The sequence below is a fragment of the Candidatus Falkowbacteria bacterium genome (genome assembly GCA_026396835.1).
GTDB lineage: Bacteria > Patescibacteriota > Patescibacteriia > Patescibacteriales > Patescibacteriaceae > Patescibacterium.
On sequence record JAPLWA010000006.1, the window covers coordinates 26,177 to 39,076 of the forward strand.

Consider the following 12,900-nt stretch of genomic DNA (forward strand, 5'->3'; position numbering starts at 1 on the left):
GTTGTATCTGATTAAACTACTCCGCCTAAAAACGGTATAGCTAGTCTTTTTCTAGCGGTTTCACCCTTAAACAGCTCGGTTTTTCTATCGCTTTTGAGCTGACGATCACCCTGATGCTGAACACCGTCCATGGCCGAAAAACTTGAGCCTAAAAATAAAGCATGTTTTCCATAACGTTTAGCCATAGCATCAACGCTACCAAAAATTTTAGAAATCTTTTCTGCCTGAACGCTTTCACTAAACAAATCTGGTTGATGCAATAAATTGTCAGTTAAATCCATTAGCACGATTCCTGTGGCTCTAAATAATTTTGTAGTCGAAAAAACATTGGCAAAATATTTATCAATCATTTTTACAATCTCAACCGGGCTATCAGTTGGACGAATAAGCTTAAACTCAAAACCCACTACTTTAAAATCTTGAGTTTTTAAAAAGAAAAAAATCTTTTTAGTTGCTAGATGGTAACGCCTTAATTTAATACAGGCATTTTCTGTGTTTTTAGATAGCTGACTAAAGACATGTTCACGCTCACGAGAGGGTGGAGTAAATGTTTTGGTTTTACTAATTGATTGATAGCTTTGTTTTTTTTCTTGATCAACTTCATAAACCATATTACCTCGTAACTCCTGCCAAATTTCTTGATGCGGCTTAGTTAAATTTCGGTTAATCCAAGTTATATTTTTCTCAGCAAAATCCAGCGCGCTTTTAATGCCGCATTTATTTAAATAGGCCGAAGTCTGCGGACCAATGCCCCAAATTTTATCAACGTCTAGCTTTGCTAAATACAGATGAATCTCGCGGCCAGGAATAATCGTTAAGCCGGAAGGTTTTTTCCATTTAGATCCGACCTTAGCTAAAACTTTAGTCGGCGCCAGACCAACAGAAAATGTAAAACCCAATTCCGAGTCTAGAGCGGCTTTAATTTTCTCCGCCATTTTTTCATAAGACATATTAAGTGGTCTCTGCAAACCAGTTAAGTCAGCAAAACATTCATCGATACTATATTCTTCAACCGCCGACGTAAAACGCCTAACAATATTAAACATGCGCAAAGAATACAAACTATAGCTTTCATAATCTGATGGTAAAAAAATAGTTGAAGGACAAATTCTTTTAACTTCACTTAAAGACATAGCGCGTTTAACGCCCAAGGCTTTAGCTTCATAACTCAATGATGAGACAATGCCTCTTTCTGAACCAGTAACGACTGGTTTGCCTTTTAATTCCGGCCGACGCGCTACTTCGCAGGCAGCAAAAAAACAATCGCCATCAACGTGCAAAACAGCCTGCGGAAATGATCTTAAATTAAGCGGCATAAATTTAATAGCGTCTAACAACTGCTTTAACTACGGCCGCAATTTTTAATTCTTCTCTAGGATAGATTAAAGGATATCTTATATTAGCTGGCTCTAAATAAATCGTACTGCCTTTTTTTCGTAAATATTTTATAGTCCATTGATTATCAACTTCAGCAATGACAATATTACCTGGGACTGGCGTTAAACTGCGATCAACTAAAACCATATCACCAGCCATAATACCAGCATCTTTCATTGAATCGCCGCTAACTTTAAGCATGTAAGTTGCTTCTTTGTTTTTAATTAAATATTCATCCATGCTTATAGTGTCAGACAATTCTTCTTCGGCTGGCGAAGGAAAGCCGGCTTCAACCTGACCTAAAACTCTTAGTTCACCATAAAGATTTTTAGGAATTAATTTGCCCGAGCTGTCTTTAGATAAAAAATTTTCTTCAATCAATTTGTTAACCAATTTGAAGACAGCGTTCTTAGATTTAAAATCAAGCAGAGTCATGATTTCCGAATAGCTCGGCATCCGTCGACTTTTTTGGTAAAAACGAATAATACTTTTTTTATACTTCTCTATCATGGGTCTTATTTAGTCCTTTCATTATAGTAAACAATCGTTCACCTGTAAAGCTTAAAAACTAGCAGAACCCTTTATCAAGGTTCTGCTTAGATTAAATCGATAAATTCCATTGTTTCGGACCGTCCCCGCGCGGCCTTATAAAAGAATGCGTTAACGCCAAGCGAGCTCTAAAACAAATTGGCTAAAATTTTGAAGACACGGTCTTAGATTTATAGTTAGGAAATTGTTTTAGATTTGCTCCACACAAAATCAAACCAGCTCTTTAGCATAATCGCGAGCGCTTCATTTTCAATCAAGGTCCCAAAGATATCATCTGACAAAGAACAGAAAGCAATGTTTGAATCCCAAATTATAATTATTGATTTTAGGCGAATTAAGCCTTCGGGACGAAGACGAGTCTGTCTTAAGTACTTTTTATCATCTTTAAAAACTTCATGAGCGCCGCGCTCTTTGCCTGGACGTAGAGCCTTTGTAAATAAATGCTTTGCAACTCTTCGCACATGATAATCAATCAAGAATTCTTTGCCTAACTTATCAATCATATCAAGCTCTGATCCCGCAATACGAATATCTTTCTCTGTGGCTTGCAGCGATAGTCTAATTAATTTTCTAACACTCTCTTGTCCCTTAAAATATGACACCTGAGACTGAGCTGTTGGTCTATAAAAATCTAAACCTTTGAACGTTGGCAATAATTCAATCAGCTCATCTTTTAAATAAACTATTTCCTTTTCCTTGGCTTTAAGTATATCAACTAATTCCGTGGGCGGATTGGCTTTAATTTTTCTACCATAGGCAGCACCTAAGTTAAAACAAAGTCCTCTACTTTCCAGCTTCTTAATAACATCGTAAGCATTAGTGCGAGTTAAGCCACAAGCCTTAGCGATATAACTAGCGCTTTGTGGCCCGGTTGATAATAAATAGACATAAACCCGTACCTCCTTATCATCTAAACCAGCTTTACTTAAAAATTCTTTAATTTTACTAGGTATTTCCTGTTTCATAAAATCATGTTGTCGAAAGTCGTTCGACATATGTACAAAATACCATGAGATTGATATTCTGTCAACAAATAAACAGGAGAAAAAAATGGATCTTTTACAATTTATTAAACAGTCAGCTTCAATCCCCTACATATACTCATACCCGACTACCCGGGCCTATGAAAGCAATACAAACTTTGATATTTCTAAGGTTAAGTTTTCTGAAAATATCAATCTGTACTTTCATATTCCGTTTTGTAATCAAAAATGTTCTTTTTGTGGTTACTTAACAACCGTGGGTAATAAGCAAAATGACTATGAGTCTTACGTCGAGGCCTTAATACAAGAAATAGCTAGTGCAACACATGTTCATGGAAGAAGAATAAATACCATCAATTTCGGAGGTGGCACGCCAATGCTTTTATCAGAAAACCAAATTATAAAAATCATGAAACAGATTGAAAAATCATTTCCAAATTTTTTAAATACGGCCACTGAAATTAGTATCGAAGCAACACCGGAATCAATTAATTCAAACAAAATTGAATTACTAAGTCAGTTAGGTTTTAATCGCATTAGCATTGGCGTTCAAAGTCTCAATGACAATGAGCTTAAAGGCGTTAGGCGCTGCCATATCTCAAAACAAACACAAACCGCGATTAACCAAATAAAAAATAGTAATATCAAAAATTTGTGCTGCGACCTGATGTATGGGCTACCAGGACAAAACTTAACTAGCTGGCAACAAACAATTAAAGATTTAATATCGTATAGACCAGAAACCATCGAGCTTTATAGAACAGTCGCCATACCGGGCACAAGTTTTATTAGTTCAAAGCAAGAACAAATGTCTTTGATTGAAAAACATAGAGCCTACGAGCTAGCGCGCAATCAGTTATTAAACAGTGGCTATGTCCAAGACTCTCATCTTCGCTTCATACTACCAAACAAAGGATTTTATCAGCAGCAAGTTAATGTCTTTAAAGGTGAATCACTTTGTGGCTTTGGAGTTGGCGCTAGAAGCTATACAAATAACTTTCACTATCGTAATTCTTACAGTTCAAGCAAGCATCAACTAGCTATCCGACGCTACATAGATCTACGACCGGGACCAGGTTCAAAAATAGAATCAGCTGTCTTTCTTAATCATGAAGAAAGGCTGCGCCGATTTATTATCTATAACCTTGAATCACTCGATCTAAAAAAAATACAAAATGAATTTAGTTGTGATTTAGCTGAAACTCATAAGAACATCTGGGAGATACTAAGAAGCCTAGGGTTTATTTCAATTGAAAAAAATTTCATTAGATTAAAACCCAAAGCCGCTTACTATCGAGATACTTTGGCTTATTACTTCTTTTCTCGGTCCTCAAAAATTAAAGAGGCGAAATATTACAAAGGGTTGAACGGTATTGGATTATGAAAAATGAAAAACAAAAAATTAGAATTATCGTCTTTGGTTTTTCTGGGTCAGGAAAATCAACTATTGCCAAAATGCTTGCTCGAGAACTCAAGCTTAGAGTTATTCATCCTTCAAGTATTTTACGAGATCTAGCGCTTAAGAAAACGCCGGAAATCACTAAATCTAAATCTGGGCGTGGTTTTTGGGAAAGCGCAGCTGGAATCAAGCTATTTAAAGACCGACTTAAGGCAAAAACTCCAGCAGATTTTGAATGCGACAAAATACTCCTAAAAGAACTAAGGAAAGGAGCAGTTGTAATAGATAGTTGGAGTCTTGCCTGGCTCACAAAACATGCTTTTAAGATTTATCTTCAATCAAGCAGAGAAACAAGAGTTAAACGAGTAGCGAGACGCAGCAGAATAAACCAGACTAAAGCTCGCTCAGTTATTATCATGAAAGACGGAGAAACAAGAGAGCTATATCGCGAACACAAAGGCTTTGACATTAAAAGAGACACTCATGTTTTTGATCTAATAATTAACACCGATAAATTAAACCTAAAAAATGTTTTTTCAGAAATTCTAAGCACCCTTAACTTAAGGGGAATTAGAAAATAAAAAAATTAAAAAAGGAGATAAAATGAAAATTCCAATTGTTCCTAAAAAGAATTTAGACCTTGAGACAAGACAAAGTCGTTTAGATAATTGGAAGCAATTTCTACAAAAGCAGAAAATTATTAACTGTATTACAGACAAGCCTGAAATAAACAACCTTCTTACTAGCCTTATAGATGAGCTAAGGTTAACTAAAGATAAGATTGCTTTTATCGTTAGCTTTCCTAAATCAAGTAAGCACCTTAATGACTTTAACAATCATTTACCTAACGCCATCGCCCATGCAATTTTTCACGAAACTGGTAAAGTAGAAATTATAGGGACAGGCATCAAGCAAAGCTATAACTTTAATTCAGCTTGGGAAGAAATAATACAACGAAGCACTAATAACGATGACCTACTAATTATTTCGAGTCCACCAATTAAAAGTAAGATTGACGAGGCGATACGAAAAGCAACAAGAGCTGAAAAAACATTGGCTCGTAACCTCAATAGATGGTTAAAAATATTCAACGCTACCCCTGGGATAAGAGCCAAAGCTCCTTATCAGCTCGAAAACTCGGATACGATTCTATATATTTATTATCATGACAATCCTGCATATTTAATAGATGCAAAATTGTCCGAGTCTAAAGGAAATAGCTATGCTTCTCTTTATTCGGACGGCAGCATTAGATTCAACACTGTTGATGAAAATAAAAAGTCGTCAGCACATGACACATGGAGAGGAGATATGGAAGAGGCAGCAATAGAAAAACATAGTTTGCAATGGCTATATGAAAATATATTAGCATTATACAAACAATACAGCGATTTAATTCCTGAAATAACTTTTAAAAAATAAACTAAAAAGCCGTAAACAAAAGTAAATGTTTACGGCTTATTTTTTTATAACCATTAACTACTAATTATTCCTCTTATATAAGAGGCCAAACTAACGCTATCCGAAAACCTTTTAACGCGCTCATTTTCATCATGATTAAAATTAGTACTAGATAAATATAAAACATCCATTTCAGCCGCTAAGCCGCCCATTAAATCTGATTCACCGTCACCAACTACAAACCATTTAATCTTTTCATCAGCTCCGGCCTTGATTAATCTTTCTTTAGCTAATAAGAAAACATCTGGCGCTGGCTTACCGTTTTTACATTCTTCAGCTGAGACAAAATTATTTTCAAAAACTTCTCTAAAGTTATGTTCCGAATTGTTTATTAACTGATCAAGACACAATTCAATCCAAAAGGCGGGCGACGCCGAAGCAATTATTATCGGAACTTGCTTAGCTTTAAGAAACTGACAAACTTCAAACATACCAGGTAAAGCGACGGGCGCTTTAGCTTTAACCAGAGAAGACATTATTTCCCATTTTTCTTTAACTAAATCATCAGCCTTTTCATTGGGCAACAATTCACTAAAAATTTTACGGGTCGATATGCCAGCATAGCGCTCAGAAATTTCTTCGGGCAATAAATGCAAACCGTATTTATCAAAAATCATGCTTTCAGCAAGAGCATGAAAAGGTAGCTGAGTATCAATCAACAAACCGTCTAAATCGAAAATAAATCCGTAAGACATATTTTTAGATTAAATATTTTTAACTAGCCCGTGTAAAAGGATTATCTTCGGGGTTAACTAAATTATTTTTAAACCAATCAGACATATCATCTAAATCTTCTAATTCACCTTCTGGTTTATTGTTTTCTTTAGGAGTCTTAATTGGCGGGGTATTGGGTTTTGGATCTGGTTGATTTACCATAAACATAATTTAATAAACTTTCTTAGCATAAACTAAATACAGAACCATGACAATGTTAAAAATATAGTTTACATATAATGGGTAATGAGTTATACCGAGAGCCGCATCATCTATAATTAAATAGATAAGCATCAATATCTCACCAAACAACCAAAATAGCAAAAAGAGCCAGGACAAATCGTCGGCTTTTTTTGTTTGCCAGGTTTTAATAACTTGAGGAACAGCGCAGATAGCAAACAGAAAGGCGCCGATCCAACCAATGTATTCATGCATAATTATATAGTAGCAGTAAATCTTAAAAATAAAAAACAGACCACCTCTAGTGTAGTCTGTTTAAAAATATACTAATTTTTTTCTAAAGCTAAATTAACTAGCCTTGTTTGTCTGCTCTCGATCCATGAACTCCTGCAGTTGTTTCTTTCTACCCTCTGATAATGGTTCGTTAGCATCATCTTCGTCGCCAAGTTTTTCTGAATTACCATCTAAATTGTCTTCATCTGCTTCTTGGCCCGAGCTTGGCACATAAGCTTTCGCCTCTTGTTCGTCTAAAAACTCAGTATCAGATAAATCTTTATCAACGATTTCTTTATACTCTGAAACTTCCTCTTCTTCGCCTTCTTCATCTTCTTCGTTTTCTACGGACTTATCACCACGTAAGTAGTGCTCTTCATCATCACTATCAACCGGAATGCCTAAACGTCTTTTCTCTTCATCCTCTGACGGCATGTCATCATTGTCGTTTGACTGTTTTTCAATACCTTTAAACATAGATTTGATTTTAAATAATTATAATTTTATTATACACTATAATAATCACCTTGTCAAGCTAAACTTATGAAATAATTACTCTTTTTCAGACACAAACTCACGTAAATAAAAATAAAAAGGTAGCGCAAAAGCTAAACCAAAAACAAAAGTCCCGACAATTGGTAGCCAAAAATATTTAACAGGCTTTTTCTTTTGTTGAACTAAAATATAAATAATTAAAATAACTGCGGCGGTTAAGGCGTCGAGCGCAATCCCTGCAGCAATCTGATTAACAAACATAGCCTGACCCATTTTTACTAAATCCATCCCATTAGTCATTGTCCAAGGGACAAACTGAGAATAAGGCAAAACTATGCCGATCATAGCAAGAAAAAAATAAACGTATTTCATCATATAGTTATTAATTAAATTTCTTTTTTATAAGCTTGAATAAATTGACGCATGTCCTCCATCAATATTGCATTCGGATTACATTTTAAAACCATACCATCAAGATACATAAGACTGCGAATGATGGCGAAGATTCCTTTTTCGAAAACCATGCCCGAATTAACACCTAGCTTAATCGTGAGCATCATCTGCTTAGTTAATGAAGCTTGGCTGACGGTTTTACCAGCATAGTCTTTATAAACTTCCTTAAAATCTAGCTTAAACTTTTCGTAAGCCTCACCTTCAATTCTAATTTCTGCCATTTCATTTAAGTACTTAGCGCAATCATCATAATTATAGAAGGACAAAGCTTCAAAAAAGAAAAATAATCCGCGGCGAATTCTTTCACTAACCTCGCCAATAAATGCCATGTCAACAAAATAGAACTGTTTACCATCATATAAAATATTTCCCGGATGAACATCACCATGAAACTTACCAGCAATAAAAATATAAAAGCCTTGTAAGTAGAAAAACTTTAGCATATCCTCATAACTAAAACGACCAGCAGTTAATAATTCATCAACCGTTGGCGCATTTATAAATTCGGAAACTAAAATATTTTCACCGGAATATTCTTTATAAATCTTTTGGAATTTAAGCATTGAAAGATCAAAGTGATCTTTGTACTTCAAATATATTCCCTCGAGTACTGCGGCGCCCTTCGCCTCATTACGTAAATCAAGTTCAGTTAAAGTATAAGTTTCTATGTCATCTAAAATCCCCAAAGGATTACCAACACTTTTTAATTTTGGATTAAACTTTAGCACTAACTTAAAAAAGCCACGCAAACGTTTTATATCATATGAAAAACTTTTCTTAAAACGCGCTTTAATTACTTTAATAACAACATCACTGCCGTTCTTAAGTTTAGCTTTATAAACCTGGCCAACCGATGCGGTCGCTAAAGGCTGTTCTTCAATCAATGAAAAGTTGTCTGTAAAACTTGCGCCACCATGCTCTAACAGTAAGACCTTAACTTCTTCGGCTGGAACTGGGTTGTTACTGCGATAGAGCGTTGCTAAAGCCTGACACTTTTCAGCCGACAAAAAATCTAGGCGCAAAGCATGAATTTGCCCAATTTTAACCGCTAAAAGACCAAGCGATTGTATTTTCTTAAGATTCGGCAAACCCTTTTTATAATATAATTCCCTAACCAGCCAAAGAGATTGCCAAGTATTCATAGTAAATATTAATTCTGTTCAATTAAATCGGCCGCGATTCGACCTGATTCTAAAATAGTTGGCAGACCTGAGCCAGGATGTGTTCCTCCACCAACAATATATAATCCTGAAATATCTTCAAATTTATTGTGCGGACGCAGATAAAGCATTTGTCCTAAAGTGTGCGCCAAATTAAAGACCGCTCCTTGATAAACAAATTTATCATTTTGCCAATCAAGTGGGGTGATAATTTTTTCAATTTCAATTTGCTCGCGAATATCTTTCATTTCAGTATCGCTAGCTAATTTGTCTAGCACTAAATCACGAAAAGCGCTTTTTTCTTTTTCCCAGTCTATGCCAGTCACAAGATTTGGCACAGGAACTAAAATATAAATTGCTGATTTACCTTCCGGCGCTAAACTAGGGTCAGTTACTGAAGCATTTTGAACATATAGAGAAAAATCTTTTGATAAAATTCCTGCTGAAATTTCATCAACATTCCTCTTATAGTTGTTAGCAAAAAATATATTATGATGTTCAAAATCATATTTCTTCTTCAAACCCAAATATAACATAAAGGTTGAGCAAGAATATGAGCTACGAGCTAATTTACGATTAGACCAACTTGGTCGAGTTTCATTTTTAACCATGTCAATCATGCCTTTAGCGAAATCCGTGTTCATAATTACAATGTCAGCTTTTTTTTCTTCGCCATTTTCTAGTTGCACACCAACAGCTTTCCCGTTTTCAACTAAAATCTTCTTCACTCCGGTATTTAATAATAATTTCCCGCCATTCTCTTGCAAGACTTTCGCCATGGCTTCAGTTAACTTATGAACTCCGCCCATAGGATGAAAAACACCGAAGGCATGCTCCATGTATGACAAAATAGAAAATGGTCCAGGACAAGCCCAAGGTGACATACCCAAATACTTGGCTTGGAATGCCATCGAAATGCGTAAATCTTTATTTTTAAAATAACCGGATAAAACCTGATAAAGAGTTTTGAATATTTGCATCGCCGGCAAAGCGCGCAATAGCTTGGGGTTAAGGTAATTTAGTGGTGTTAGATAAGGAATTTTCAAGCAAGGATACATTTTATCAAACTTAACTTTTTGTTCTGCTAGATAGCGATCGTAACCAGCTTCATCGCCAGGAAAGAGTCGAGTAATTTCTTGCTTTAATTTTTGCTTATCAAAATAAACATGAAAATCTCGTCCATCACTAAAGTGAAGACGATACATTGTTTCTAGCCTTTTAAGTTCAACGTAATCAGACAATTTTTTCCCAGACATTGCAAAAACTTCTTCGAAAATTTGTGGCAGCATTACAAAGGTAGGACCTAGTTCAAACAAAAAATCTCCTTCTTTGTGCGGCGACGTTCGACCGCCGACATAACTTTGTTTTTCGTACACCGTAACATCGTAGCCGCGATGAGCTAAAATCATGCCTGAGCTAAGACCGCCAGGACCGGCGCCGATAATTATGACTTTCTTTTTGCTATTCATATTTGATTGGGCAAGTATTTTTGCCGATTAAAGCATAAAAGGCACACCAACCAGCGAGGGCTTCGTAAATCGTAAATAAACCTACTAAGGCAACAATAATTCTTACGACCACAGAGAACGAAGCTAATAAAGCTATAATTAGACAAACAATACCTAAAAAGAGCCGCCCTAATCGATCTAATTTACCTATATTTTTTTTCATATGTTTTATTATTTTTTATAAATAATTTTAACTACAAAAAATATAAACGAAACCAAACACACAACAACAGTAATAATGATACTTGGATACTGCCCACTAAAACCATCAGATGATAAATGCTTAAGCAATATTCCTGAGTAAGCCCAGACAAGCACTAAACCATAAGCAATATTTTTATCATGACGCATACGCAAAATTCCAATCAGCGCTCCGACAAGTAAAATTATACTTGTCCAAATAAAGTCAGCTACTCCAAAGCCATTCCAACCAAGACTGACTAAGAAGACTGTGATGTTGGCGATCGTCGCCACGGTAATCCAACCAAAGTAGATACTAAAAGGTGCCCAAACAAAAAGTTTTTCTGTTGAAGTAAATTCTTGTCGGCGGATAATATCGGCAATCTTAATCAGTAAAATTAACAAGACAGCCATTATGACAACTGAAAGACCGATAAAATCATAGTGCCATGAAAATATCCAAGAGATATTAGCGATCGAACTAGCAATAAACAGAGGATTAATTTTACTAAAAAGCTCTTTAGATTTATGATCCTTTTTTATAAACTGATAAACTACATAGCCAGCTAGTAAAAGGTAAATCAGCCCCCAGATTGAAAAAGTTAAACCAGCAGGAGCAAACAGGTTAGGATAAGCATCAGAGATTGCTCCAGTCGAGCGATTATTAATTGGCAAAGCATTGGCTAAGAAATTGACTACAACCATGGCAATATAGGCGATTGCTGCGAAAACCTTAATTAGCATTGATTTCATAAATTTTTGTTAAATATACACTATTTTAGCATATTTTATTCAAATTTAATAGCTACATAAAATAACAAAAAACTGGGCTTAACCCAGTTTAATGCAGTATTACAAACTAAGCTTTAATCGCTTCAAGCGCCAAACTCTCTAGCGGCAGACCTTCATACTGTTTTTTACTAATTTCTTTATTTTCTCCTAAAATATTTATTTCAAAAACAGCCTGTTTTACAATCTCAAGATAATCATTTTTTAACAAAGCCCCACCAACACAACCAGCAATAAGTTTTTCATCATTTCTTTGCTCGCTTGTTAAATCAGCCAATAAAACAATATCTGAAAGATACATCTTCCCGCCTGGCTTTAAAACTCTATTAGCTTCCTTGAAAACTTTTAATTTATCCGGGGCCAAATTTATCACGCAATTACTAATAATAATATCAATTGAATTATCCTCAAGCGGTAATTCTTCAATATCACCTAACTTAAATTCAACATTTTTATAATTATATTTTTTAGCATTTTCATTTGCCTTAACAATCATTTCCTTTGTCATATCAACACCAATAACTTTGCCATCAACGCCAACTTTGTCAGCTGCTAAAAAAGCATCAAAGCCAGCGCCACTACCTAAATCTAGGACTATATCGCCGGCTTTGATTTTACTTAAAGCAATCGGGTTGCCACAGCCCAAACCTAAGTTAGCTTCAGGCACGGCGTTCATCTCCTCATCAGAATAACCAATGCTTTTAGATATTGTTTGAGCGCTACGGCAACCACAACAAGTTTTCTTTGTGCTTGCAATTTCAGCATAGCTTTTTTTAACTACATCCTTAAGCTTAGCGTCTTCCATATAATTATATATTTTTTAAAGCGCTGGTTAATTCATCCGAGAAATCATCGGCACTTTTATAACCAAGATAATCTTTAATAATTTTCCCGCCCTTAAAAAGTTTTAAGGATGGAATAGACTGAATTTGAAAATCAATCGCTAAGGCGCGATGAGCTGGCTCATCAATGTTTAGCTTGGCGATTGTTATTTTACCTTCAAACTCATCAGCCAAATCATCTAAGACCGGGATCATCATCTGACAAGGACCACACCATGGTGCCCAAAAATCAACCAAAACCGGAAGTTCAGATTGCATAACATCTTTATCCCAGGTTTCTTTAGTAAGAGCTATTACTTTACTCATAATTTTATAGTTAGATTATTTATTATTTTGCGCAAGTATTAATGCCCAAAATTTTATACACACCACAAAAACCAATGATACCGGTTATTAACACAACGGCACCGAGAACATAAAAAACAATTTGTAGAACGCCGGAAACAAAAACTGATACTAACAAAAGAACGAAACCTAAAATAATACGCACCGTACGATCAAGCTTACCTTCGTTTTGAAATTTATTCATAAATTTAT

Annotated in this window: 18 protein-coding genes; 3 read left to right on the forward strand and 15 right to left on the reverse strand. The window is 35.3% G+C overall.

Annotated features, from left to right (window positions below):
- Positions 1-11 precede the first annotated feature (11 nt).
- The 3 genes from NTY12_05135 to NTY12_05145 all read right to left on the reverse strand — a co-directional run bounded on the left by NTY12_05135 (position 12) and on the right by NTY12_05145 (position 2,891).
- Positions 12-1,316, reverse strand: a complete 1,305-nt coding sequence (locus tag NTY12_05135) for a DNA polymerase IV (GenBank protein ID MCX6793370.1) — start codon at positions 1,314-1,316, stop codon at positions 12-14.
- A gap of 4 nt (positions 1,317-1,320) precedes the next feature.
- Positions 1,321-1,887, reverse strand: coding sequence for a LexA family transcriptional regulator (locus NTY12_05140; protein ID MCX6793371.1), 567 nt, complete (start codon positions 1,885-1,887; stop codon positions 1,321-1,323).
- Between the two features lie 215 nt (positions 1,888-2,102).
- Entirely contained in the window at positions 2,103-2,891 is a 789-nt protein-coding gene (locus NTY12_05145; protein MCX6793372.1) for a hypothetical protein, read from the reverse strand.
- An 85-nt stretch (positions 2,892-2,976) separates the two neighbouring features.
- Between NTY12_05145 and NTY12_05150 the strand changes: the two genes are divergently transcribed.
- Genes NTY12_05150 through NTY12_05160 form a run of 3 tightly spaced genes read left to right on the forward strand, consistent with a single transcriptional unit; the run spans position 2,977 to position 5,730 of the window.
- On the forward strand, positions 2,977-4,293 hold the full coding sequence (locus NTY12_05150; GenBank protein MCX6793373.1) for a coproporphyrinogen-III oxidase family protein: 1,317 nt from the start codon (positions 2,977-2,979) through the stop codon (positions 4,291-4,293).
- Positions 4,290-4,889, forward strand: a complete 600-nt coding sequence (locus NTY12_05155) for a cytidylate kinase family protein (protein ID MCX6793374.1) — start codon at positions 4,290-4,292, stop codon at positions 4,887-4,889. Before NTY12_05150 ends, NTY12_05155 begins: the two co-directional genes overlap by 4 nt.
- A gap of 22 nt (positions 4,890-4,911) precedes the next feature.
- Positions 4,912-5,730 carry a hypothetical protein gene (locus NTY12_05160; protein MCX6793375.1) on the forward strand — a complete coding sequence of 273 codons (819 nt, stop codon included), beginning with the start codon at positions 4,912-4,914 and terminating at the stop codon, positions 5,728-5,730.
- Positions 5,731-5,783: 53 nt separating this feature from the next.
- Here the strand turns inward: NTY12_05160 and NTY12_05165 are convergent, their stop codons facing one another.
- The 12 genes from NTY12_05165 to NTY12_05220 all read right to left on the reverse strand — a co-directional run bounded on the left by NTY12_05165 (position 5,784) and on the right by NTY12_05220 (position 12,892).
- Entirely contained in the window at positions 5,784-6,464 is a 681-nt protein-coding gene (locus NTY12_05165; protein ID MCX6793376.1) for an HAD family phosphatase, read from the reverse strand.
- A gap of 19 nt (positions 6,465-6,483) precedes the next feature.
- Positions 6,484-6,645, reverse strand: a complete 162-nt coding sequence (locus NTY12_05170) for a hypothetical protein (GenBank protein MCX6793377.1) — start codon at positions 6,643-6,645, stop codon at positions 6,484-6,486.
- Positions 6,646-6,654: 9 nt separating this feature from the next.
- Complete coding sequence (locus NTY12_05175; GenBank protein ID MCX6793378.1) at positions 6,655-6,918, reverse strand: PQ-loop domain-containing transporter; 264 nt, start codon at positions 6,916-6,918, stop codon at positions 6,655-6,657.
- Between the two features lie 93 nt (positions 6,919-7,011).
- Positions 7,012-7,413, reverse strand: coding sequence for a hypothetical protein (locus NTY12_05180; protein ID MCX6793379.1), 402 nt, complete (start codon positions 7,411-7,413; stop codon positions 7,012-7,014).
- Between the two features lie 75 nt (positions 7,414-7,488).
- Positions 7,489-7,806: a DUF2834 domain-containing protein gene (locus NTY12_05185; protein MCX6793380.1), complete on the reverse strand. Its 318-nt coding sequence runs from the start codon at positions 7,804-7,806 to the stop codon at positions 7,489-7,491.
- Positions 7,807-7,817: 11 nt separating this feature from the next.
- Positions 7,818-9,026: an AarF/ABC1/UbiB kinase family protein gene (locus tag NTY12_05190; GenBank protein MCX6793381.1), complete on the reverse strand. Its 1,209-nt coding sequence runs from the start codon at positions 9,024-9,026 to the stop codon at positions 7,818-7,820.
- An 8-nt stretch (positions 9,027-9,034) separates the two neighbouring features.
- Complete coding sequence (crtI, locus tag NTY12_05195) at positions 9,035-10,513, reverse strand: phytoene desaturase family protein (GenBank protein MCX6793382.1); 1,479 nt, start codon at positions 10,511-10,513, stop codon at positions 9,035-9,037.
- Positions 10,506-10,715 carry a DUF2892 domain-containing protein gene (locus NTY12_05200; protein MCX6793383.1) on the reverse strand — a complete coding sequence of 70 codons (210 nt, stop codon included), beginning with the start codon at positions 10,713-10,715 and terminating at the stop codon, positions 10,506-10,508. The genes crtI and NTY12_05200 overlap by 8 nt, the downstream gene beginning before the upstream one ends.
- An 8-nt stretch (positions 10,716-10,723) precedes the next feature.
- Positions 10,724-11,485, reverse strand: coding sequence for a tryptophan-rich sensory protein (locus NTY12_05205; protein MCX6793384.1), 762 nt, complete (start codon positions 11,483-11,485; stop codon positions 10,724-10,726).
- 106 nt (positions 11,486-11,591) lie between these two features.
- The gene (arsM, locus tag NTY12_05210) at positions 11,592-12,326 is read right to left on the reverse strand and encodes an arsenite methyltransferase (protein MCX6793385.1); all 735 of its coding nucleotides are present in this window, start codon (positions 12,324-12,326) and stop codon (positions 11,592-11,594) included.
- A 4-nt stretch (positions 12,327-12,330) separates the two neighbouring features.
- Positions 12,331-12,669, reverse strand: a complete 339-nt coding sequence (gene trxA / locus NTY12_05215; GenBank protein MCX6793386.1) for a thioredoxin — start codon at positions 12,667-12,669, stop codon at positions 12,331-12,333.
- A gap of 22 nt (positions 12,670-12,691) precedes the next feature.
- Complete coding sequence (locus NTY12_05220) at positions 12,692-12,892, reverse strand: DUF2892 domain-containing protein (protein ID MCX6793387.1); 201 nt, start codon at positions 12,890-12,892, stop codon at positions 12,692-12,694.
- Between the last annotated feature and the right edge of the window lie 8 nt (positions 12,893-12,900).

Bases quoted from the DNA above. Each gene is read 5' to 3' on its own strand.
- NTY12_05200 (MCX6793383.1), bottom strand. From the start codon at position 10,715: ATGAAAAAAAATATAGGTAAATTAGATCGATTAGGGCGGCTCTTTTTA.
- NTY12_05145 (MCX6793372.1), bottom strand. From the start codon at position 2,891: ATGAAACAGGAAATACCTAGTAAAATTAAAGAATTTTTAAGTAAAGCT.
- NTY12_05220 (MCX6793387.1), bottom strand. From the start codon at position 12,892: ATGAATAAATTTCAAAACGAAGGTAAGCTTGATCGTACGGTGCGTATT.
- trxA (MCX6793386.1), bottom strand. From the start codon at position 12,669: ATGAGTAAAGTAATAGCTCTTACTAAAGAAACCTGGGATAAAGATGTT.
- NTY12_05150 (MCX6793373.1), top strand. From the start codon at position 2,977: ATGGATCTTTTACAATTTATTAAACAGTCAGCTTCAATCCCCTACATA.
- NTY12_05180 (MCX6793379.1), bottom strand. From the start codon at position 7,413: ATGTTTAAAGGTATTGAAAAACAGTCAAACGACAATGATGACATGCCG.
- arsM (MCX6793385.1), bottom strand. From the start codon at position 12,326: ATGGAAGACGCTAAGCTTAAGGATGTAGTTAAAAAAAGCTATGCTGAA.
- NTY12_05140 (MCX6793371.1), bottom strand. From the start codon at position 1,887: ATGATAGAGAAGTATAAAAAAAGTATTATTCGTTTTTACCAAAAAAGT.
- NTY12_05155 (MCX6793374.1), top strand. From the start codon at position 4,290: ATGAAAAATGAAAAACAAAAAATTAGAATTATCGTCTTTGGTTTTTCT.
- crtI (MCX6793382.1), bottom strand. From the start codon at position 10,513: ATGAATAGCAAAAAGAAAGTCATAATTATCGGCGCCGGTCCTGGCGGT.
- NTY12_05205 (MCX6793384.1), bottom strand. From the start codon at position 11,485: ATGAAATCAATGCTAATTAAGGTTTTCGCAGCAATCGCCTATATTGCC.
- NTY12_05135 (MCX6793370.1), bottom strand. From the start codon at position 1,316: ATGCCGCTTAATTTAAGATCATTTCCGCAGGCTGTTTTGCACGTTGAT.
- NTY12_05165 (MCX6793376.1), bottom strand. From the start codon at position 6,464: ATGTCTTACGGATTTATTTTCGATTTAGACGGTTTGTTGATTGATACT.
- NTY12_05170 (MCX6793377.1), bottom strand. From the start codon at position 6,645: ATGGTAAATCAACCAGATCCAAAACCCAATACCCCGCCAATTAAGACT.
- NTY12_05160 (MCX6793375.1), top strand. From the start codon at position 4,912: ATGAAAATTCCAATTGTTCCTAAAAAGAATTTAGACCTTGAGACAAGA.
- NTY12_05190 (MCX6793381.1), bottom strand. From the start codon at position 9,026: ATGAATACTTGGCAATCTCTTTGGCTGGTTAGGGAATTATATTATAAA.
- NTY12_05175 (MCX6793378.1), bottom strand. From the start codon at position 6,918: ATGCATGAATACATTGGTTGGATCGGCGCCTTTCTGTTTGCTATCTGC.
- NTY12_05185 (MCX6793380.1), bottom strand. From the start codon at position 7,806: ATGATGAAATACGTTTATTTTTTTCTTGCTATGATCGGCATAGTTTTG.